This window comes from Citrobacter cronae, from assembly GCF_016893685.1.
In the GTDB taxonomy this organism is placed as follows: domain Bacteria; phylum Pseudomonadota; class Gammaproteobacteria; order Enterobacterales; family Enterobacteriaceae; genus Citrobacter; species Citrobacter werkmanii.
The window spans coordinates 458,288-476,897 of sequence record NZ_CP069763.1; the positions used below are offsets into that span (position 1 = coordinate 458,288).

An 18,610-nucleotide genomic window follows, 5' to 3' on the forward strand; every position below is an offset into this window, starting at 1 on the left:
GCGCCATCCGGCATAAAATCACGCGCTGGTGACGTCGTACTCCATACGGCGAAGTGCGTCTAACGTGGCTTTAGCTTCATCTTCATCAATGATGCTCATGGCGAACCCTACGTGCACCAGCACCCATTGCCCGACCAGCTCAGCTGTATCACCTTCACAAATCAGGGCAATATTGACATCACGTTTGATGCCGCACACTTCAACCTGCGCAAGCTGGTGAATATCTTCACCAACGGCCAGAACCTGACCAGGGACTCCAATACACATATCTGACTCCGCCCCATAGCAACCTATGGGTTATTCGACTTCAATACTTTTCACTTTCAGTGAATCGCCAGCATCAACCCGCAGACGATCGCCCTGACATAGTGGACACTGCGCATCATGCTGGGTGATTTCCACAACCTGACTGCAATCCCAGCACCACGCCTGGGCTGGTTTGTAATCAATATGCAGCTCACAACCCTGCGCCAGCGTACCCTGACAGACGATGTCGAAACTGAAACGGACGGCACTCTCCTCAACGCAGGAGAGTGCGCCAATTTCCAGCCAAACGCCGGTTACGCGTTTGACACCGTGCTGCTCTGCCTGCTGTTGAACAATCTCAACCGCGCTCTGACAAAGGGACAGCTCATGCATTTTCGCAGTTCCGACGACCCAGCAGCAGCGCGCGGCGATTTAGCTGCGGCGCATTTGGATCGCTCACCGGCAGCGATAACAGCATGCGCGCGCAATCATCAGCCAGACGGACACCTTCTTGTGCCGACATGCTGTGCGAAAGCGGCGACATCAGCGAACAAGAGAGGTATTGCGATACGCCCTCCAGTTCACCCACGGTAAAGGTCATTTCGCCATACGGCAGACGCAACCCGATTTTTTCGCTGACTTTACGCACCGGCCAGATCTGGTCCGGTCCGGGGAAAATCAGTGCGCTGAGCATCCAGGGTGTGATAACACACCCCGTCCACTGACCTTCAAACAGCGTAAAATCAGAGACATACACCGGCATATTCGGATGCAGGAAGGAAAGATCGTGCATTGAACGCCGGGCAATCTCTTCAAACGCCGCCTGAATTTGCGTCTTCGGGGCCGTCTGAAAACCGACAAACTCCTCAGACATGAGCCGCCTCCCGAGGGATCGCTTCAACGCCTGATTCGCGAAGCGCGGCAAGAACCTGCTCAAGCGCAGGTTCAATCATGGCTTCAACCGTCGGCGTTAGCCCAATATGCGGTTCCAGCGATTCCGGAATAACACCGACTAACGTCAGCTTTTTCGGAAACTCGCCGGTGAAACGCAGGGCCGACAATACGTCGGCCAGGCCAAGCTGGTGCGGTGAGATTTTGTTCGTAAACAGCGCCGGAATCTCTTCATCCCGCAGGACCATCATCGTTCCCGGCGTGTTTTTCTTCGACACTATGGCGTCAGCAATGATCAGATGATCCCTGTTCGCCATATCGCCGAGAAGCTCCATCCCAGCCGTACCACCGTCCAGAACATCAACAAAGTCTGGCAGGATGTACCGTTGCTCTAACGCCTCAACGATACGCACCCCGATGGCTTCGTCGGTCAGCAAAATATTGCCGACCCCTAAGACTAATATCCGCATTACAGAACCTTAACTGAGACCACTTCGTTCCCGTCAACGTCCACCACATGCACCGCACATGACATACAAGGGTCGAAGGAGTGAATGGTACGAACCACTTCCAGCGGTTTGTTTGGATCGGCGATTGGCGTGCCTACCAGCGAGCGCTCATACGGTCCTACTTCATCGTTGAAGTTACGTGGGCCTGAGTTCCAGGTTGACGGAACAACCGCCTGGTAGTTGCTGATAATACCGTCTTTAATCACCATCCAGTGAGACAGCATACCGCGCGGCGCTTCGAGGAAACCAACGCCTTTAAATTCGCCCGTTGCCGGAATATCCGGTTTCACGAAGGTGGTGTGGTCGCCTTTACCAATGTTCACAATCAGCGCGTTGTACTGATCCTGCAGAACGTTCTGCAGTTCACAGCAGTGAACGGTACGGCCAATGATACGGCCCAGCGTTGAGTGCAGTTGCGACACTTCGATGGTTTTGCCGGTCAGCTTGGTGTAAATCGCGATGATTTCATTCAGCTTGGCATGGGTAGACTCGCGTTTGGCCGCCAGTTTACACAGCATGTTGGCCAGCGGACCCACTTCAACCGTTTTACCGTAGAAGGTCGGCGCTTTAACCCAGGAGTATTTGCCGTCATCAGACCAGCCGGTGTAATCCGGAACCGTTGTACCTTCCCACGGAGCCTGCGGCGCTTCGTCTTTGTACCACGCGTGTTTCGCACTCTCCTGAATCCCTTTGATCAGGTATTCATCGGAGTGAGAAGTGATCGGACGATAGGTCGACAGATCTTCATTGGTGATGTAACCACCCGGGAACAGGAAGCTGCCGTTTTTACCGTCAGTCGGGAATTCCGGCGCGCTCAGGTAGTTAACCGCACCCTGACCGCGTTCCAGCCACTCAGGGTAGAACGCAGCGATAACCGCGGTATCAACTTTGTAAACCTGCTCAACGAAGTCGCTCAGCTTATCGATGAAGGACTTGATGTACATCAGGCGCTCAAGGTTCAGCACGCCGAGGCCGTCGAGGTTAATTGGGTTAGCAACCCCACCTACCGCCAGGTTCTGGATATGCGGCGTTTTACCGCCCAACAGCGCGACAACGCGGTTGGCATCACGCTGGCATTCCAGCGCCTGCAGGTAGTGTGCAACCGCAATCAGGTTCACTTCCGGCGGCAACTGCATTGCCGGATGACCCCAGCAACCGTTGGCAAAAATGCCTAACTGACCGCTGGCGACAAGATCTTTGATCTTATTCTGAACCTTGGTGAACTCTTCCGTGCTGTTCAGGTGCCAGGAGGACACACCGTTCAGCATCGCGGACGCTTTCGCTGGATCGGCTTTCAGCGCCGAGGTGATATCCACCCAGTCCAGCGCCGAGAGCTGATAGAAGTGAACAATGTGGTCATGCGTGGTGTGCGCGGCGAGAATGATGTTACGGATGTACTGTGCGTTCACCGGAACATCAATATTCAGCGCGCTTTCTGCTGCACGAACGGAAGAGATAGCGTGAGTGGTAGTACAAACGCCACAGATACGCTGAACAATCATCCAGGCATCGCGCGGATCGCGGTTTTTCACGATCTCTTCCATGCCGCGCCACATGGTACCGGAAGCCCATGCTTTAGATACCACGCCATTTTCAATTTCGCAGTCGATGCGTAAATGACCCTCAATACGGGTTACCGGATCAATAGTAATTCTCTGGCTCATGCTTTGCTCGCCTCATGACGATTTTGATCGTTTTGTTTTAAAGGAGGAAGTATCGGCAGTAGACGAATGAGTACGATGTATGCACAAATCTCAATAGCCACAAAACCAATAGAAATCAACAGTTCTTCCCAGGTTGGGAAGTAGTGGTAGCCACCACCAGGATTGAACGCCACCAGCGAATAGGACAGACGCCATGTTGCACAACCCAGCAATGCGCTCAGCGCGGACAGATACAGCATGCGTGAGTCATTACGCAGCTTAGTGACGCGCAGCACCACCAGCGGGAAGACCATCAGTACGACTTCAATCCAGAACATTACGGAGTAAAGATCGCCTGCAAACGCATAGGACAGTTTGTCGCGATAGATCAACTCGCCAAAGCGCAGAACCACGAAAATCGCCAGCAATATGCTGATGGTATTCGTCAGCTTGATGAACAAGCTTTTCTCGTCCGGACCGTTACCTTTCAGACCGGCTTGTACCAGTGAACCTTCAAAGATGACGATCGAGAAACCCATAATAAAGGCGGTTAATACGGAGAAAAGCGGCAACATTTCATAAGCTTGCCATAGCGGATGCACCTTATAACCCGCAGAAATCATCAATGAACCCATTGAAGACTGGTGCATGGTTGGCAGCAGCGCGCCGAGAGCGATAATAAAGAACATCACTTTATTCAAACGCTTGAGAGAGACTTTCCACCCCAAACGTTCAAACAGAGCCGGAGCAAATTCCAGCGCCATGACGCCGATATAGATGGTCATACAGACCGCCGTTTCGAACAATACCGAGTTCACGTTGAAGTGACCTGGAATGTAGAAATACGGCAAGTTCCAGTAACGACCGACGTCAATGGTGATCGACAGACCACCCAGCGAGTAGCCAAACAGGCTTGCCAGCAGCGCCGGACGCACCAACGGATGGTATTGCCCTCTGTTGAAAACATACACCGCCCACGCCAGCGCCCAACCGCCACACGCGAAGCCAGTACCAATCAACAGGTCAAACGCGATCCATACACCCCATGGGAAACCGCCGTTCAGATCGGAGACTGAACCCAATCCGAAGACCAGACGTTTCACGATCAGGAGCATACACAGGACGATTAACGGCCCAAAAATAATGACCGGTTTGCTGATTATTTTTCCGCCCAGCGGTTTAGGATCATGACTCATGATCGTCTCCTCCGTCGTGATGGTCGTTTTTCGTGTTACGACGAACCAGCACGGTTAAGCCCGCCAGCGCAGCCAGGGGTAATATCATGCCCTTATACAGGGAATGTTGAACATGTTCAGAACGCGCACCGGTTGAAAGATCATCCAGTTTTGGCAGATCCAAATCCTCGTAAGGAACACCCGTCAGCACCATCACCTGCGTACCACCACCTTCCTTCTCACCGTACAGGTGTGGGTAATACTTCGGTACCGTATGCAGATAGGTATCGCCCGCTTTCACCGTCTGACGCGGATAGTGGTATTCGCTGCCTGGCTTCAGCGCGAGACGTTTTTTCGCCTCAGCCATCAGCTCTTCACGCGTACCAAAAATCACCGCCCCGGCAGGACACACTTCAACACAACCCGGTAAACCGCCTTTATCCAGACGCTCAACACCTTTCTGGTTACACAGTTCACATTTGTGAAGCGCGCCAAACGGGTTGTTGTAGTCGTACTTAGGCACGTTGTACGGACAGGCGACCATGCAATAGCGGCAACCTGTGCAGACATCTTTGTCATAGTGGACGATGCCGGTTTTCGGATCTTTCTTCAGTGCGGAGACCGGGCAAACGGAGACGCAGTTCGGATCGACACAGTGCATGCACTGTTTCTTAATGTATGCGTAGCCATTTTCTTCCTGGTCTTTGTTAACGCCTGTTCCGCTACGCCACACCTGGATGATGTTATTGGTATACGGCGACAGCTTGTCGTTGTTTGACCAGGTCTGCTCGCCTTCCGGGTTACGCGCCGGAAAGTTGATGTCCTGACACTTGGTGACACAGGCCTGGCAGCCCACGCATAGCGTCGAGTCATAGAGCATCCCAAGAGAACCCGGGATCGGCGGACGGTTTTCTGCAGCCGCATGGCTGATGGACGGCGCAGCGCCCAACAGCAATGCCCCGCTGGAGGCTGCTTTAATAAAGTTACGTCTGTTCACGGTTATTCTCCCCGTGAGTCAGCGTTATCTTTCTTCTGCTGACGACCCAGTTCACGAACCGCCATCACGCTGACGCCGGCGACCAGCCCTACCACGCCACCAAGCAGCCCAATCGCGCCGGCAGAGACATTGCCACCTTCTTTCATGTTGACGTCAGGTTTCTCGGAGCGCGGGGTTTGGTTTTCCACATGAGCAAGCTGGTGAATACCTTTATGGAAACCAACGCCTTCTTCGTTACAGCCGTAGCAAGGGTGGCCGATAGCCACCGGCCACACGCCGCCAACATCGCAGAATTGCAGCGTTGAGCAGTTGCCGTAGGTTTCGGGTCCTTTACAACCCAGATGGTAGAGACACCAGCCTTCACGGTGGCCTTCATCGCCAAACTCTTTCGCAAAGCGGCCAGCATCGAAGTGCGGGCGACGCTCGCAATGTTCGTGAATCAAACGGCCATAGGCGAATGTTGGACGGTTTTTGGTATCCAGCTTCGGCGGCTTACCGTAAGTGATGATATGTGCGACCGTTGCCAGGAAGTTATGCGGGTTCGGCGGACAGCCGGGAATGTTGATGATGGTTTTGCCTGGCAGAACTTCCTGCAAGCCGACTGCACCCGTTGGGTTAACGCCAGCGGCAGCAACACCACCCCACGCGGCGCAAGAGCCAATGGCAATGATAGCGGCTGCGCCTTCAGCGGCCCGGCGGATATGATCCACGATCGGCTCACCGGCAACCATGCAGTAAATACCATTATCTTTCAGTGGGATAGAACCATCTACAACCAAAACATATTGCCCTTTGTACTTCTCCAGAGCGTTATGTTTATTCTCTTCAACCTGATGGCCGAAGGCGGCAGAGAGTACCTCATGGTATTCCAGAGAGATTGTCTCCAGGACGAGGTTTTCCACTGTAGGGTGTGTCGCGCGAAGCAGCGATTCAGTACAACCCGTACACTCCTGAGCACCAATCCAGATAACCGGTGGGCGCTGAGGGCGGGAAACTGATTCGGCCATTTCTGCGGCGGCTTTGCTACTGAGCCCCATGGTGGCGGCCAGTGCTGCACAAAGCTTCATGAAATCGCGGCGATTGATGCCGCTCGAATTGATGAGAGAGTTATCTCCAGTCATTTTATAGTTATTCCGTTGCGAAGACCTGGCTTTTTATTTTGCACCATTCGCATGTTGCATATTGCGATCGGCGCGCCATTTACCACACTTTTTATATGGTTATGTGCGATATAATACTTCGACGGAGCAACAAAACGAAGGCGTAGGTCAATAGTGTAATTAATTAAAGCAAGATAATACCCCTTTCGGATCAAGCTTCGAGCCGATAGCCGGCCATGAAAAAGCGAATTGTTGTACTGGACTGGTTCTCTTTAAAGAAATCCATCACCATCTCCTTATCCAGTCCATAGCGACGCGTCAGGATGCCCGCTTCCCACGCGCTGAGCTGTCGATCGCCTGTTTTTTCAAACATTCGATGTGAAAACCCCAGTACAAAACCGCGTTTATAATCCGCGCAAAAATGCGCCACCGAGCGTGCGCTATCCGCATTTTCCGCGTTTAATCCGGCCATCAGGCCTTTACCAAAATGGTTGTCCATGCATAACCCCCAATCGCTATATAATAAATTATATAGCGATTTTTTAAGCAAAGACCAGAGGTATCAGGGACTTTTTTGTGCCAGCTTAAAACGACACCCAGTCATCCGTTTTAGCTGTTGCAGAGGTTTTACGTTCTGCTGAAGGGGAAGCGGTAGAAGTGGCAGCGTATTGCACATCGTTAGCTGATAGACGGAACTGTTGCACCGAACGTTGCAGATCTTCCGTTTGCCGTTCCAGCGCGACTGCCGCGGCGGAAACCTGTTCGACCAGCGCGGCGTTCTGTTGCGTAACGCTGTCCATCTGCGTGATCGCCACGCTTACCTGTGAGATGCCTTTGTTCTGTTCTTCCGAAGCAGAGGCGATTTGTTTCATGATGGTGGTGACTTCTGTCGCGCCGCGCAGAATCGCCTCCATCGTTAATCCAGTCTCTTTAACCAGACGAGCACCCTGATCGACACGACGCGACGATTCGCCGATCAGCGTCTCAATCTCTTTGGCCGCTCCGGCGCTACGGCTGGCAAGATTACGCACCTCACCGGCAACCACGGCAAAACCGCGCCCCTGCTCGCCCGCTCTGGCCGCTTCAACCGCCGCGTTAAGCGCCAGAATATTGGTCTGGAAAGCAATGCTGTTAATCACAGAGGTAATTTCCGCGATCTGTTTAGAACTGGCGGCAATGCCGTCCATGGTCTCAACCACTTCTGAAACCAACGAGCTGCCTTTACCTGCCGTTTCTGTCGCCGTATCAGCCAGTTGGCTGGCCTCACGCGCATTTTCGGCGTTCAGTTTTACCGTTGCGGTCAACTGCTCCATGCTGGCTGCGGTCTCTTCCAGCGCCGCAGCCTGCTCTTCAGTACGTGAGGAGAGGTCGTTATTACCGGTGGAAATTTCCGTCGCTCCTCGCCAGATATTGTCACTACCAGAACGAATGGTACTCACGGCTTCGCGCAGGCTGTCCTGCATCGCGCACAGTAACGGCACCAGTTGGCCCACGCAGTTACGACCAAAATCTTCAATAGAATGGCTGAGATCGCCCTGCGCAATTTGTTGAAATTGTTGGCGAATACGTCCCAGAGGTTTCACCATCATGGCGACGAGGTAGCGGTCGGTAAAGAACAGGAGCGCAATACCGAGGATTACGGCGGTGATAATTAGCGTCCGGATGATAGACGTTTTGCCATCGACCATAACGCGGGTGGTATCGAGCCTTTCACCCGCAGTGGTGTTAAAACGCTCAGCACTGGCGCCAAATTCACGGCTCAAGGCTGGCGTAACGGTGCTGGCATGCTCCGCAAAGGCCGTGAGCGTGCCCTGCTGAGCCAGTTGCATTTGTGGGATAACGCCGTTATCCAGCAGCGCCTGCCACTTGGTCAGCACCGCCGCGGCGACTTCAGGATCCATGGGGCCGGGAGACAATGTTTTCATCTCCTGGAGTTTTTTACTCATATTGTCCAGTGACTGTTGCGCTGGCGCAAAATCCGGCGTTCCGCCGCTCATTTTGACATCCATTGCGCGACTTAACCGCGTCACAAAACGAAAATACTGATCGTTACCCTGGCTGAGAACAGTCATCTGATGGACGAGATGACGGTCAATATCATTCCCTTCTGATATTTTTGATAAAGAATGAAGACTGAATAAACCCACGCCCGACCACAGCAGGCAAAAAAGTCCCAGTATTGCCAACATGACAATACGAATAGTGAAGTTTTTCAGCAAACCCATAATAATTTCCTTGCCGTTGATGAGGAATTCGCCATCAGGCGATACTTATCCTTGTTATCGGCAGGCGGTAGAGAAGATATAATGCGTTCTTTATTTTTTTACTTTCTTAAGTCCAGGCCATATCTCTCCAGATGATATCAACATGAATGCTAATGAAATTAGCTAGCATTATTATTCAGATAACTCACCTAAATTATTTAATAATGCTTTGTTTTTTATCGTAAATATTTATTAAACCCTGCAAGAGTGCGCTCCCAAGAGAAATCAGAGTCAGTATTATCATAATGAGAGGTCGGATCATTATGAAAGCCGTGATTAACGCAGGGAGATATATAGCCTTCACACGCGGGTCTCCTTCAATAACTCGCGTAACGAATTCTGCCCAGTTTTTCATCCCAGTGTGACCTGTGAACAGAATATTCACCGAGAACCCGCTAGAATAGAAACGCTGTTTCGAAATTCACCTGCACTAAGGAGATCTCATGGCCTGGTTTGCCAATCCTGAACGTTACGAGCAGATGCTCTATCGCTACTGTGGACGCAGCGGTTTACGCTTACCCGCGCTGTCGCTGGGTTTGTGGCATAGTTTTGGGCACGTTCAGGCGCTGGAGTCACAGCGCGCCCTGCTGCGTAAAGCCTTTGATTTAGGCATCACCCATTTTGATTTGGCCAATAACTATGGGCCGCCTCCAGGCAGCGCAGAAGAGAATTTTGGCCGTTTACTGCGCGAGGATTTTGCACAATACCGAGATGAGTTGATCATCTCCACCAAGGCAGGCTACGACATGTGGCCAGGGCCGTACGGTTCTGGCGGTTCGCGTAAATACCTGCTTGCCAGCCTCGACCAGAGCCTGCAACGCATGGGTCTCGACTATGTCGATATCTTCTACTCGCACCGTGTGGACGAAAATACGCCAATGGAAGAGACCGCCTCAGCGCTGGCCCATGCGGTGCAAAGCGGTAAAGCGCTGTATGTCGGCATCTCATCCTATTCCCCGGAACGAACGCAAAAGATGGCCGAACTGCTGCGGGAATGGAAAATTCCACTTCTTATCCACCAACCCTCTTACAACCTGCTTAATCGCTGGGTAGACAGCAGTGGCTTGCTGGATACGCTGGAAGCTAACGGCATGGGCTGCATTGCCTTTACGCCGCTGGCCCAGGGACTGCTGACAGGGAAATACCTCAACGGCATCCCGGAAGGTTCACGTATGCAGCGTGAAGGGAAAAAAGTCCGTGGGCTAACAGAAAATATGCTGACGGAAGAAAACCTTAGCAGCCTGCGTTTGCTCAATGAGATGGCGCAGCAGCGCGGACAGTCGATGGCGCAAATGGCTTTAAGCTGGCTGCTAAAAGACAACCGGGTCACTTCGGTATTAATTGGCGCCAGCCGACCGGAGCAACTGGAAGAAAACGTTCAGGCATTGGCTAATCTGACGTTCAGCGCCGAAGAACTGGCGCAGATCGATAAACACGTCGCTGATGGCGAGCTGAACCTGTGGCAAGCCTCATCTGACAAATAGCCGTTCGTCACTCCGTGCCGGGTAGCCATGTAGATCTACCCGGCCATGGTAACGCGCCATGACCTTATACTTCTTCTGCTTTGAGCTGTGGACGCTGGTATTCCGGCCACACCAGCGCGACGAGCGCAGGGTAAGCCTCCAGGCTGAACTCCCTGAAGCACTGACGTAAGTTGAGCACATCCAGATCGGCATGCGGGACCTTCTCCCCGCTGAGACAACGTTTTTTTATATTGTCGTAATATTTATACACCGCAGAGTTAAGGTCGCTACAGCGCCGCTGCGCATCAAATAAGCCAGGCGTCTCATTCAGCTCCGCCATCGTCATCCGTTTGATCGTCGAGTGGATAAAATCGATATATTCGTGATTAACCCGCCAATACCATACCGGGGTAATCGAATTCATCAATACAGAAAAATGATCTTCACCCTCTTCTTTACTCAAGATTTCCGGCTGGTGTCCAGCGTTACCATTTTCTGCATAGCGGTTTTTATTTGCGCTGCGCATCAACAAAAGCACCCCGCAGGTAAGCAATAGCAGGGTAATAACAGAATAAAATATACTGTTCATATACTGGCTCCATTTTTTTTGATTTTAAAATTACGCCATGCTATTGTCAACGCAGCCTGACATATTAAAAACAATACAGTATTGGCATCAAAGGATATTTCAACATGCTTCCCGAGCATCTTGTTCCCGCGCATTATCATTTATCTCAAACATCGACTAATACCTTCCCCACAGAAAACAGTGAAAATTTGACTCAGGGAAAGAGAACATTAAGCGATTATGAAGCAGATATTTTGATCAGCGCTACAGCGACCGGCCAGGCGCGCAATATGTTGTTTGAAGAGTGCGACCGTCATTTAAAAGAGCGTTTGTTTTGCGCGGCAAAGATTGAGTCATTCACGCGCTTGCTCAATTCATTGCAAGCAGAAGGCGACATTAATGCACAAGAATTAAGTAAAATTTTGACCGAAAAAACAGCCATCATTAATGAGCAAGGCAATAAAATTTGGCTTAATTTAATTACCCGCGAATCCAGCGATCCTATTTTTTATTCTCTGGAAGAGAAATAAAATGAAAGATGTTGAGGATAATAATGTTTATTTGGCTTTAGATGACCATAAAAGTGATGAGTTTGTCTTAAAGCAGAATTTAGCCATCCTGATTGCCAATAAAAACGCAACACTGGAAAGCGTTGCCCAGGAAATGGTTTCTATACCCGCCGCGCTGGTGCGGATGAAATGGCAAAATCGCCGTGAAATTTATGCGCTACAGGCGAAAGAAGAGATCTATGGCGCCGCGATTGAGGCCATCATAGCCCAACAACCCGAACTGCGGGATAAAATCATGGCCCGGCTGGAGAGCACCTACCAGCATATACTCGCGCGAGAAACGGCCACCTTACGCCTGACGCGCAAGCTGTCCGAAGGCAGCTACGAACCGACCAGGATAACCACGGTCGCGTTAGATGAAAACAGATAAGAACGGGTTTGTGGGGCGTGGAATCAGGATAAGCAGGCCGGGTAGGTGAAACCACTACCCGGCGAGAAAGTTACTTCGCTTTCACGGTCTCTTCACCGACCAGACCAATCTTCAGGAAACCCGCCTGATGCAGCGAGTCCATTACCTTCATCATGGTTTCATAATCGACGGTCTTATCCGCGCGGAAGAAAATTGTGGTGTCTTTCTTCCCTTCTGTCAGCGTATTGAGCTCGCTAATCATGGTTTCATCCGTCACCTGATTGTTGCCGATAAACATACTCTTATCGGCTTTGACTGACAGATAAACCGGTTTTTCGGGACGCGGCTGCGGCGTACTGGTGGAGGCAGGGAGATTCACCTTCACATCCACTGTTGCCAACGGCGCGGCCACCATAAAGATGATCAATAAAACCAACATAACGTCGATAAACGGCGTCACGTTGATTTCATGCATTTCACCGTTATCGTCCAGGTTTTCATTAAAGCTCATTGCCATGGAACATTACCCTACACGTAATTTCTGCGCAGCACGTACCGGATGCGCGGAGGCGCTGGCGTTCAGGTCCAGATCGCGGCTTTGCAGCAACAGCACCTGCGCCGCGACATCGCCCAGCATCGCTTTATAGCTGCCAATCTGACGTGCGAAAATATTGTAGATGACGACCGCAGGAATCGCCGCAACCAGACCAATCGCGGTCGCTAACAGCGCTTCTGCAATACCCGGCGCAACAACGGCCAGGTTGGTGGTTTGGGTTTGTGCGATCCCGATGAAGCTGTTCATGATGCCCCATACCGTACCGAATAAACCCACGAATGGCGAGATTGCCCCGATGGTGGCCAGGTATCCGTTACCGCGTCCCATATGACGACCTACTGCCGCCACACGACGCTCCAGACGGAAACCGGTGCGCTCTTTAATACCTTCGTTGTCGTCACTGCCTTCCGACAGTTCCAGCTCGTTCTGCGCTTCATAAATCAACTGTGCGCCAAGGCTTTTAGCATCGAATCCTGCGGCAATCTCGTTTGCCTGGTCTAAAGAGCGGGCATCCGCCAGCAGTTGCTGTTCACGCTTAAGACGGCGTTTCTGAGTAAAGAACTCAAGGCTCTTACTAAAGAAGATAGCCCAGGTGACCACTGACGCTAAAATCAGCCCAATCATCACGCACTTAACCACGATATCGGCGTGCTGATACATACCCCAGACGGAAAGGTCCGTCTGCATCAAATTATTACCCACTCTGTATCTCCAGGACGCAAATCACAAAATCTAAGCGTAATCATATCAAAACAACGTCGAATTGATAGTCGTTCTCATTACTATTTACATATTGCCGCACCTTTGGTTTCTTTTCCTTGCGCTTACGCAGTAAAAAAGTCACCAGAAGCATTTTGAGATTATTTTCTACTGTATGACCTTTCTGCAGGATGCGTCATCTTTGATTCATGGTAGTTTAGACATCCAGACGTATAAAAACAGGTAATACACCATGGCAGATAAACAACTTGAAACCAAACTCGTGCACGCAGGACGGAGTAAAAAGTACACGCTGGGCTCGGTAAATAGCGTGATCCAGCGCGCTTCTTCGCTGGTGTTTGACAGCGTTGAGGCAAAAAAGCAGGCCACGCGCAACCGTGCTAACGGTGCGCTTTTCTACGGACGTCGTGGAACCCTGACGCATTTTTCGCTGCAGGAAGCCATGTGCGAACTGGAAGGCGGCGCGGGCTGCGCGTTGTTCCCTTGCGGCGCGGCAGCCGTTGCCAACACCATCCTTGCCTTTGTTGAACAAGGCGATCATGTGTTGATGACCAATACCGCCTATGAACCCAGCCAGGACTTCTGCACCAAAATTCTCGGCAAACTAGGCGTCTCAACGGGCTGGTTTGATCCGCTGGTGGGTGCCGATATTGTGAAGCACATTCAGCCGAACACCAAAGTTGTCTTTCTGGAATCACCCGGCTCCGTCACCATGGAGGTACATGATGTGCCGGCAATTGTAGCCGCCGTCAGAAGCGTTGCGCCTGATGCAGTCATCATAATTGATAACACCTGGGCTGCCGGCGTGCTGTTCAAGGCGCTGGATTTCGGTATCGATATCTCGATTCAGGCGGGTACGAAATACCTGATTGGTCATTCCGACGGCATGGTCGGCACAGCGGTATCCAATGCCCGTTGCTGGGATCAACTGCGCGAAAATGCCTATCTGATGGGACAAATGCTCGACGCCGATACCGCCTATATGACCAGCCGTGGATTACGCACGCTGAGCGTACGCTTACGTCAGCATCATGAAAGCAGCTTAAAGGTCGCCGAGTGGCTGTCCAACCACCCACAGGTCGCCCGCGTTAATCACCCGGCGCTGCCCGGCAGTAAAGGCCATGAATTCTGGAAACGTGATTTTACCGGCAGCAGCGGGCTATTCTCCTTTGTATTGAATAAGAAGCTAAATAATGAAGAGTTAGCCGCGTATCTGGATCACTTCAGCCTGTTCAGCATGGCCTACTCCTGGGGCGGTTTTGAGTCGCTGATTCTCGCCAACCAGCCGGAGCACATTGCGGCAATCCGTCCGCAAGGCGAGGTGGACTTCAGCGGAACGCTTATCCGTTTGCATATCGGTTTAGAGAATGTTGACGATCTGATTGCCGATTTAGCCGCAGGATTTGCCCGAATCGAGTAACATTGCCATAGATGGACATATATGCAGACACTTCTGGTGGAAAAGTCTGCAATTGTTGCGTCCGGGATCAAGGCATCCCGGACAATTCAGGAGTACAATCCACACATAAACGCTGTTCCACAGGAAAGTCCATGGTAGTTATTCAAGATATTGTCTCCGCGCTCTGGCAACACGACTTTGCCGCGCTGGCGGATCCACACGTTGTGAGCGTGGTGTACTTCGTCATGTTCGCCACACTGTTTTTAGAAAATGGCCTGCTGCCCGCCTCCTTTTTACCCGGAGACAGCCTGTTATTACTGGCTGGGGCGCTGATCGCCCAGGACGTGATGAGTTTTTTACCTACCATAGCTATTCTGACCGCCGCCGCCAGCCTGGGCTGCTGGCTCAGTTACATTCAGGGACGCTGGCTGGGCAACACACGAACGGTAAAAGGCTGGCTGGCGCAATTACCTGAAAAATATCATCAGCGCGCCACCTGCATGTTTGACCAACACGGTCTGATGGCGCTGCTGGCCGGGCGCTTCCTGGCGTTCGTACGCACCTTGCTGCCGACCATGGCGGGAATTTCAGGGTTGCCCAACCGTCGATTCCAGTTTTTTAACTGGCTGAGCGGCCTGCTGTGGGTCACCGTCGTCACCAGCTTTGGCTACGCGCTGAGCATGATCCCGTTCGTTAAACGCCATGAAGATCAGGTGATGACCTTTTTAATGATCCTACCGATTGCCCTGTTAACCGCAGGTCTGTTGGGAACCCTGTTCGTGGTGATTAAAAAAAAATACTGTAACGCCTGAGTCGCATCCGTAGGCCGGATAATCTCCGGCATTTTGCCTTATGGCGCGCAGCTTTAAGGCCTACGGTGTACCTTTCAGACGGACAAGAAATCAACTCCCCTGCATCATCCGAATTCTGGCCGCATCTTCCCCCGGCGTCACGCCAAAGAAACGTTTGAACTCCCGACTAAACTGCGATGCGCTCTCATAGCCGACGCGCATGGCTGCCGCACTGGCCTTCATCCCGTCATGAATCATCAGCATCCGCGCTTTATGCAGACGATAGCTTTTAAGATATTGCAGCGGCGACGTGCTGGTCACCGCTTTAAAATTATGATGAAACGCCGACACGCTCATGTTCGCCTCTGCCGCCAGCTGTTCTACATTGAGATTTTCGGTGTATTTGGTTTCAATCCGCTTCAGCACCCGGCTTATCAAGCTGAAATGCGTCTGACGACTGACCAGCGCAAGTAACGCGCCGCCGCGCGGTCCGGTCAGCACATGGTAGAGGATCTCGCGAATGATCTGTTTGCCGAGAATACGCGCATCCAACGGGCGCTCCATCACATCCAACAGGCGCTCAGCGGCGCAGAGAATTTCGTCTGAAAGCGTCGCGGAGTTAATTCCACTGGCCGCCATGGCAGGCTGAAACAGCTCATCTTCTCCAATGTCCATCAACAGCTCCTGCAATTGCAGGATATCGACATTCAGATAAATTCCGGCCAACGGAACCTCCGGTGTCGCATACGTTTCACATTCAAAGGGTAAAGGTACGGTTAGCAGCAAGTATTCATTGGCGTCATAACGAAATACACGTTCATTGATATAACCAATTTTATGTCCAGAGAAGAGAAATATGATGCCTGGCTGATACATGACCGGTGTGCGCGCCGCTGGCTCCGTTCCGTGCAGCAGGCGGACATCTGGCAGCAATGCACTGAGTTTATTTTCATTATTTTTCAGCTGCTTAATTTTATCTGTCAGCAGAAGGCAGATCTCTTCACGGTTCATAAAGCACCATTTCATCATCGGTTTGCGACCCTGACATAATGCGCAGATTTATCCGTTTTCTCCAGTAATCTGTAGAAATGGGCAAGACATCGGCAGAAATGAGCATTGAGAGCAGCGCGGCTGGCGACCACAATGTTCATCATCCGGCAGACACTCTCCTGCCCTCTTTTTTACCCACACAAGGGAACGAGCAATGAACAATTTTAATCTCCATACCCCAACCCGAATTCTGTTCGGTAAAGGCGCTATTGCAGAGCTGCGCGACCAAATCCCTCAGGATGCCCGCGTACTGATTACCTACGGCGGCGGCAGTGTGAAAAAAACCGGTGTCCTGGCACAGGTTCAGGATGCACTGAAAGGCCTGGACGTGCTGGAGTTTGGCGGTATTGAGCCAAACCCGTCTTATGAAACGCTAATGAATGCGGTAAAGCTCGTGCGTGATGAAAAAGTAACGTTCCTGCTGGCAGTGGGCGGCGGTTCGGTACTGGACGGCACCAAATTCATCGCGGCAGCGGCACAGTACGCTGACGGCATCGACCCATGGCGTATTCTGGAAACTCACGGCAACGACGTAAAAAGCGCCATCCCGATGGGCTCCGTATTAACCCTGCCCGCCACCGGTTCTGAATCTAACTCCGGCGCGGTCATCTCGCGGAAAACCACCGGCGACAAACTGGCCTTTATGACCCCGTTTGTACAACCGGTATTTGCCGTTCTGGATCCGGTTTACACCTATACCCTGCCGCCACGTCAGGTTGCGAACGGCGTTGTAGATGCCTTCGTGCATACCGTTGAGCAGTATGTAACTTATCCGGTCGACGGGAAAATTCAGGATCGCTTTGCCGAAGGCATTCTGCTTACGCTGATCGAAGAAGGGCCGAAAGCCTTGCAGGAGCCGGAAAACTACAACGTGCGTGCGAACGTGATGTGGGCGGCAACCCAGGCGCTGAACGGCCTGATTGGCGCAGGCGTACCACAGGACTGGGCAACCCATATGCTGGGCCACGAACTGACCGCGATGCATGGTCTGGATCATGCGCAAACGCTGGCCATCGTTCTGCCTGCGCTGTGGAATGAAAAACGCGATACCAAGCGTGCCAAACTGCTGCAATACGCAGAACGTATCTGGAATATCACCGAAGGTTCCGAAGACCAGCGTATCGATGCCGCCATTGCCGCTACCCGTGCTTTCTTCGAACAAATGGGCGTACCAACACGCTTGTCTGACTACGGTCTGGACGGTAGCTCCATCCCGGCGCTGCTGGAAAAACTGCAAGCGCACGGCGGTACGAAACTGGGTGAACATCAGGACATTACGCTCGACGTCAGCCGTCGGATTTACGAAGCTGCCCGCTAAGGTTTTTTAACCTCCGCCTTTCGTTTTTGGGTATTTATACCAGACTTAAGTCACACCTAACTCACCGGAGCTTGCTCCGGTGACTGTAATCCAGGGGGGAATTATGACCGGTCCAACCATTATCAAGCTACAGGATGGTAACGTCATGCCGCAACTGGGCCTGGGGGTCTGGAAGGCAAGCAACGAAGAAGTCATTACCGCTATCCATAAAGCACTGGAAGTGGGTTATCGTTCGATTGATACCGCCGCCGCATACAAAAACGAAGAAGGTGTCGGCAAAGCGATACGTAATGCCGGCGTGCCGCGGGAAGAGTTATTCATCACCACCAAGCTGTGGAATGATGATCAGAAACGCGCCCGGGAAGCCTTACTCGAAAGCATGGAGAAACTCCAGCTCGATTACCTCGATCTTTACCTGATGCACTGGCCTGTTCCGGCGATCGATCACTACGTTGAAGCGTGGGAAAACATGATCGATCTGCAAAAAGAAGGGCTGATTAAGAGCATCGGCGTGTGCAACTTTCAGATCAATCATCTCCAGCGCCTGATCGATGAAACTGGCGTTCATCCCGTGATCAACCAGATAGAACTGCACCCACTTATGCAGCAGCGCCAGCTTCATGCCTGGAACGCCACGCATAAGATCCAGACCGAATCCTGGAGTCCATTGGCGCAGGGCGGGAAAGACGTCTTCGACCAAAAGATCATCCGTAACCTCGCAGAGAAATATGGTAAATCACCAGCGCAGATTGTCATCCGCTGGCATCTGGATAACGGTCTGGTGGTTATTCCGAAATCGGTGACGCCTGCCCGTATCGCTGAAAACTTTAACGTCTGGGACTTCCGCCTGGATAAAGAAGAATTAGGCGAAATCGCGAAACTCGATCAGGGCAGACGGCTGGGACCAGACCCGGACCAGTTCGGCGGTTAATCTCTTCTCTCCGGCCCGACACTCCCGTCGGGCCTTGCTGGCAATGAAATATCAGGAAACAATTAACATAC

At 51.9% G+C, this 18,610-nt stretch carries 21 protein-coding genes; 7 read left to right on the top strand and 14 right to left on the bottom strand.

What is annotated here, in order from left to right; all coding sequences use genetic code 11:
• Positions 1–18: 18 nt before the first annotated feature.
• The 10 genes from hybG to JSN25_RS01810 form a co-directional block, all read right to left on the bottom strand.
• Positions 19–267, bottom strand: coding sequence for a hydrogenase maturation factor HybG (gene hybG, locus JSN25_RS01765; RefSeq protein WP_003024459.1), 249 nt, complete (start codon positions 265–267; stop codon positions 19–21).
• Between the two features lie 30 nt (positions 268–297).
• Positions 298–639: a hydrogenase maturation nickel metallochaperone HypA gene (gene hypA, locus JSN25_RS01770; RefSeq protein ID WP_003828349.1), complete on the bottom strand. Its 342-nt coding sequence runs from the start codon at positions 637–639 to the stop codon at positions 298–300.
• A complete protein-coding gene (gene hybE / locus JSN25_RS01775) occupies positions 632–1,120 on the bottom strand; it encodes a hydrogenase-2 assembly chaperone (RefSeq protein ID WP_038633834.1) in 489 nt (162 codons plus the stop codon). The genes hypA and hybE overlap by 8 nt, the downstream gene beginning before the upstream one ends.
• Positions 1,113–1,607, bottom strand: a complete 495-nt coding sequence (locus JSN25_RS01780) for a HyaD/HybD family hydrogenase maturation endopeptidase (RefSeq protein ID WP_032944999.1) — start codon at positions 1,605–1,607, stop codon at positions 1,113–1,115. Before JSN25_RS01780 ends, hybE begins: the two co-directional genes overlap by 8 nt.
• Positions 1,607–3,310, bottom strand: a complete 1,704-nt coding sequence (gene hybC, locus JSN25_RS01785) for a hydrogenase 2 large subunit (protein WP_038633838.1) — start codon at positions 3,308–3,310, stop codon at positions 1,607–1,609. Before hybC ends, JSN25_RS01780 begins: the two co-directional genes overlap by 1 nt.
• Positions 3,307–4,485 (bottom strand): Ni/Fe-hydrogenase cytochrome b subunit, encoded by a 1,179-nt coding sequence (gene hybB, locus JSN25_RS01790; RefSeq protein WP_038633842.1) that lies wholly within the window; start codon positions 4,483–4,485, stop codon positions 3,307–3,309. The genes hybC and hybB overlap by 4 nt, the downstream gene beginning before the upstream one ends.
• Complete coding sequence (gene hybA, locus JSN25_RS01795; RefSeq protein WP_003828357.1) at positions 4,475–5,461, bottom strand: hydrogenase 2 operon protein HybA; 987 nt, start codon at positions 5,459–5,461, stop codon at positions 4,475–4,477. The genes hybB and hybA overlap by 11 nt, the downstream gene beginning before the upstream one ends.
• Positions 5,462–5,463: 2 nt before the next feature.
• Complete coding sequence (hybO, locus tag JSN25_RS01800; RefSeq protein WP_003024486.1) at positions 5,464–6,582, bottom strand: hydrogenase 2 small subunit; 1,119 nt, start codon at positions 6,580–6,582, stop codon at positions 5,464–5,466.
• A 190-nt stretch (positions 6,583–6,772) separates the two neighbouring features.
• Positions 6,773–7,060 carry a DUF2623 family protein gene (locus JSN25_RS01805; RefSeq protein ID WP_038633845.1) on the bottom strand — a complete coding sequence of 96 codons (288 nt, stop codon included), beginning with the start codon at positions 7,058–7,060 and terminating at the stop codon, positions 6,773–6,775.
• A gap of 85 nt (positions 7,061–7,145) precedes the next feature.
• Positions 7,146–8,786: a methyl-accepting chemotaxis protein gene (locus tag JSN25_RS01810; protein WP_137350685.1), complete on the bottom strand. Its 1,641-nt coding sequence runs from the start codon at positions 8,784–8,786 to the stop codon at positions 7,146–7,148.
• Between the two features lie 482 nt (positions 8,787–9,268).
• Here JSN25_RS01810 and JSN25_RS01815 point away from each other — a divergent pair, with 482 nt between their 5' ends.
• A complete protein-coding gene (locus tag JSN25_RS01815) occupies positions 9,269–10,309 on the top strand; it encodes an aldo/keto reductase (RefSeq protein WP_042310975.1) in 1,041 nt (346 codons plus the stop codon).
• 64 nt (positions 10,310–10,373) lie between these two features.
• On the opposite strand, the gene JSN25_RS01820 is transcribed toward JSN25_RS01815, so the two are convergent.
• Positions 10,374–10,877 (bottom strand): ESA_00282 family adhesion-associated protein, encoded by a 504-nt coding sequence (locus tag JSN25_RS01820; protein ID WP_038633854.1) that lies wholly within the window; start codon positions 10,875–10,877, stop codon positions 10,374–10,376.
• Between the two features lie 104 nt (positions 10,878–10,981).
• Here JSN25_RS01820 and JSN25_RS01825 point away from each other — a divergent pair, with 104 nt between their 5' ends.
• Together JSN25_RS01825 and JSN25_RS01830 are read left to right on the top strand one after the other, a co-directional pair.
• The gene (locus JSN25_RS01825) at positions 10,982–11,386 is read left to right on the top strand and encodes a hypothetical protein (RefSeq protein WP_038633858.1); all 405 of its coding nucleotides are present in this window, start codon (positions 10,982–10,984) and stop codon (positions 11,384–11,386) included.
• A gap of 1 nt (position 11,387) precedes the next feature.
• Positions 11,388–11,795 (top strand): hypothetical protein, encoded by a 408-nt coding sequence (locus JSN25_RS01830; protein WP_038633861.1) that lies wholly within the window; start codon positions 11,388–11,390, stop codon positions 11,793–11,795.
• 70 nt (positions 11,796–11,865) lie between these two features.
• On the opposite strand, the gene exbD is transcribed toward JSN25_RS01830, so the two are convergent.
• Entirely contained in the window at positions 11,866–12,291 is a 426-nt protein-coding gene (gene exbD, locus JSN25_RS01835) for a TonB system transport protein ExbD (protein WP_038633864.1), read from the bottom strand.
• Between the two features lie 6 nt (positions 12,292–12,297).
• Complete coding sequence (gene exbB, locus JSN25_RS01840; RefSeq protein WP_061382446.1) at positions 12,298–13,032, bottom strand: tol-pal system-associated acyl-CoA thioesterase; 735 nt, start codon at positions 13,030–13,032, stop codon at positions 12,298–12,300.
• 250 nt (positions 13,033–13,282) lie between these two features.
• Here exbB and metC point away from each other — a divergent pair, with 250 nt between their 5' ends.
• Both metC and yghB read left to right on the top strand, forming a co-directional pair.
• On the top strand, positions 13,283–14,470 hold the full coding sequence (metC, locus tag JSN25_RS01845) for a cystathionine beta-lyase (protein WP_038633870.1): 1,188 nt from the start codon (positions 13,283–13,285) through the stop codon (positions 14,468–14,470).
• Positions 14,471–14,601: 131 nt separating this feature from the next.
• On the top strand, positions 14,602–15,261 hold the full coding sequence (gene yghB / locus JSN25_RS01850; protein WP_085048733.1) for a DedA family general envelope maintenance protein YghB: 660 nt from the start codon (positions 14,602–14,604) through the stop codon (positions 15,259–15,261).
• Between the two features lie 90 nt (positions 15,262–15,351).
• Here yghB and JSN25_RS01855 read toward each other — a convergent pair whose 3' ends face one another.
• Complete coding sequence (locus JSN25_RS01855; RefSeq protein WP_199979405.1) at positions 15,352–16,251, bottom strand: AraC family transcriptional regulator; 900 nt, start codon at positions 16,249–16,251, stop codon at positions 15,352–15,354.
• A 193-nt stretch (positions 16,252–16,444) separates the two neighbouring features.
• On the opposite strand from JSN25_RS01855, the gene yqhD reads away from it, so the two are divergent.
• Positions 16,445–17,608 (top strand): alcohol dehydrogenase, encoded by a 1,164-nt coding sequence (gene yqhD, locus JSN25_RS01860; protein ID WP_038633876.1) that lies wholly within the window; start codon positions 16,445–16,447, stop codon positions 17,606–17,608.
• 103 nt (positions 17,609–17,711) lie between these two features.
• Complete coding sequence (dkgA, locus tag JSN25_RS01865; protein WP_160955879.1) at positions 17,712–18,539, top strand: 2,5-didehydrogluconate reductase DkgA; 828 nt, start codon at positions 17,712–17,714, stop codon at positions 18,537–18,539.
• Positions 18,540–18,610 lie beyond the last annotated feature (71 nt).

Excerpts from the sequence above, each read along its gene's own strand:
- hybG (WP_003024459.1), bottom strand. The coding sequence starts at position 267 with ATGTGTATTGGAGTCCCTGGTCAGGTTCTGGCCGTTGGTGAAGATATT.
- hypA (WP_003828349.1), bottom strand. The coding sequence starts at position 639 with ATGCATGAGCTGTCCCTTTGTCAGAGCGCGGTTGAGATTGTTCAACAG.
- hybE (WP_038633834.1), bottom strand. The coding sequence starts at position 1,120 with ATGTCTGAGGAGTTTGTCGGTTTTCAGACGGCCCCGAAGACGCAAATT.
- JSN25_RS01780 (WP_032944999.1), bottom strand. The coding sequence starts at position 1,607 with ATGCGGATATTAGTCTTAGGGGTCGGCAATATTTTGCTGACCGACGAA.
- hybC (WP_038633838.1), bottom strand. The coding sequence starts at position 3,310 with ATGAGCCAGAGAATTACTATTGATCCGGTAACCCGTATTGAGGGTCAT.
- hybB (WP_038633842.1), bottom strand. The coding sequence starts at position 4,485 with ATGAGTCATGATCCTAAACCGCTGGGCGGAAAAATAATCAGCAAACCG.
- hybO (WP_003024486.1), bottom strand. The coding sequence starts at position 6,582 with ATGACTGGAGATAACTCTCTCATCAATTCGAGCGGCATCAATCGCCGC.
- JSN25_RS01805 (WP_038633845.1), bottom strand. The coding sequence starts at position 7,060 with ATGGACAACCATTTTGGTAAAGGCCTGATGGCCGGATTAAACGCGGAA.
- JSN25_RS01810 (WP_137350685.1), bottom strand. The coding sequence starts at position 8,786 with ATGGGTTTGCTGAAAAACTTCACTATTCGTATTGTCATGTTGGCAATA.
- JSN25_RS01815 (WP_042310975.1), top strand. The coding sequence starts at position 9,269 with ATGGCCTGGTTTGCCAATCCTGAACGTTACGAGCAGATGCTCTATCGC.
- JSN25_RS01820 (WP_038633854.1), bottom strand. The coding sequence starts at position 10,877 with ATGAACAGTATATTTTATTCTGTTATTACCCTGCTATTGCTTACCTGC.
- JSN25_RS01825 (WP_038633858.1), top strand. The coding sequence starts at position 10,982 with ATGCTTCCCGAGCATCTTGTTCCCGCGCATTATCATTTATCTCAAACA.
- JSN25_RS01830 (WP_038633861.1), top strand. The coding sequence starts at position 11,388 with ATGAAAGATGTTGAGGATAATAATGTTTATTTGGCTTTAGATGACCAT.
- exbD (WP_038633864.1), bottom strand. The coding sequence starts at position 12,291 with ATGGCAATGAGCTTTAATGAAAACCTGGACGATAACGGTGAAATGCAT.
- metC (WP_038633870.1), top strand. The coding sequence starts at position 13,283 with ATGGCAGATAAACAACTTGAAACCAAACTCGTGCACGCAGGACGGAGT.
- yghB (WP_085048733.1), top strand. The coding sequence starts at position 14,602 with ATGGTAGTTATTCAAGATATTGTCTCCGCGCTCTGGCAACACGACTTT.
- JSN25_RS01855 (WP_199979405.1), bottom strand. The coding sequence starts at position 16,251 with ATGAACCGTGAAGAGATCTGCCTTCTGCTGACAGATAAAATTAAGCAG.
- yqhD (WP_038633876.1), top strand. The coding sequence starts at position 16,445 with ATGAACAATTTTAATCTCCATACCCCAACCCGAATTCTGTTCGGTAAA.
- dkgA (WP_160955879.1), top strand. The coding sequence starts at position 17,712 with ATGACCGGTCCAACCATTATCAAGCTACAGGATGGTAACGTCATGCCG.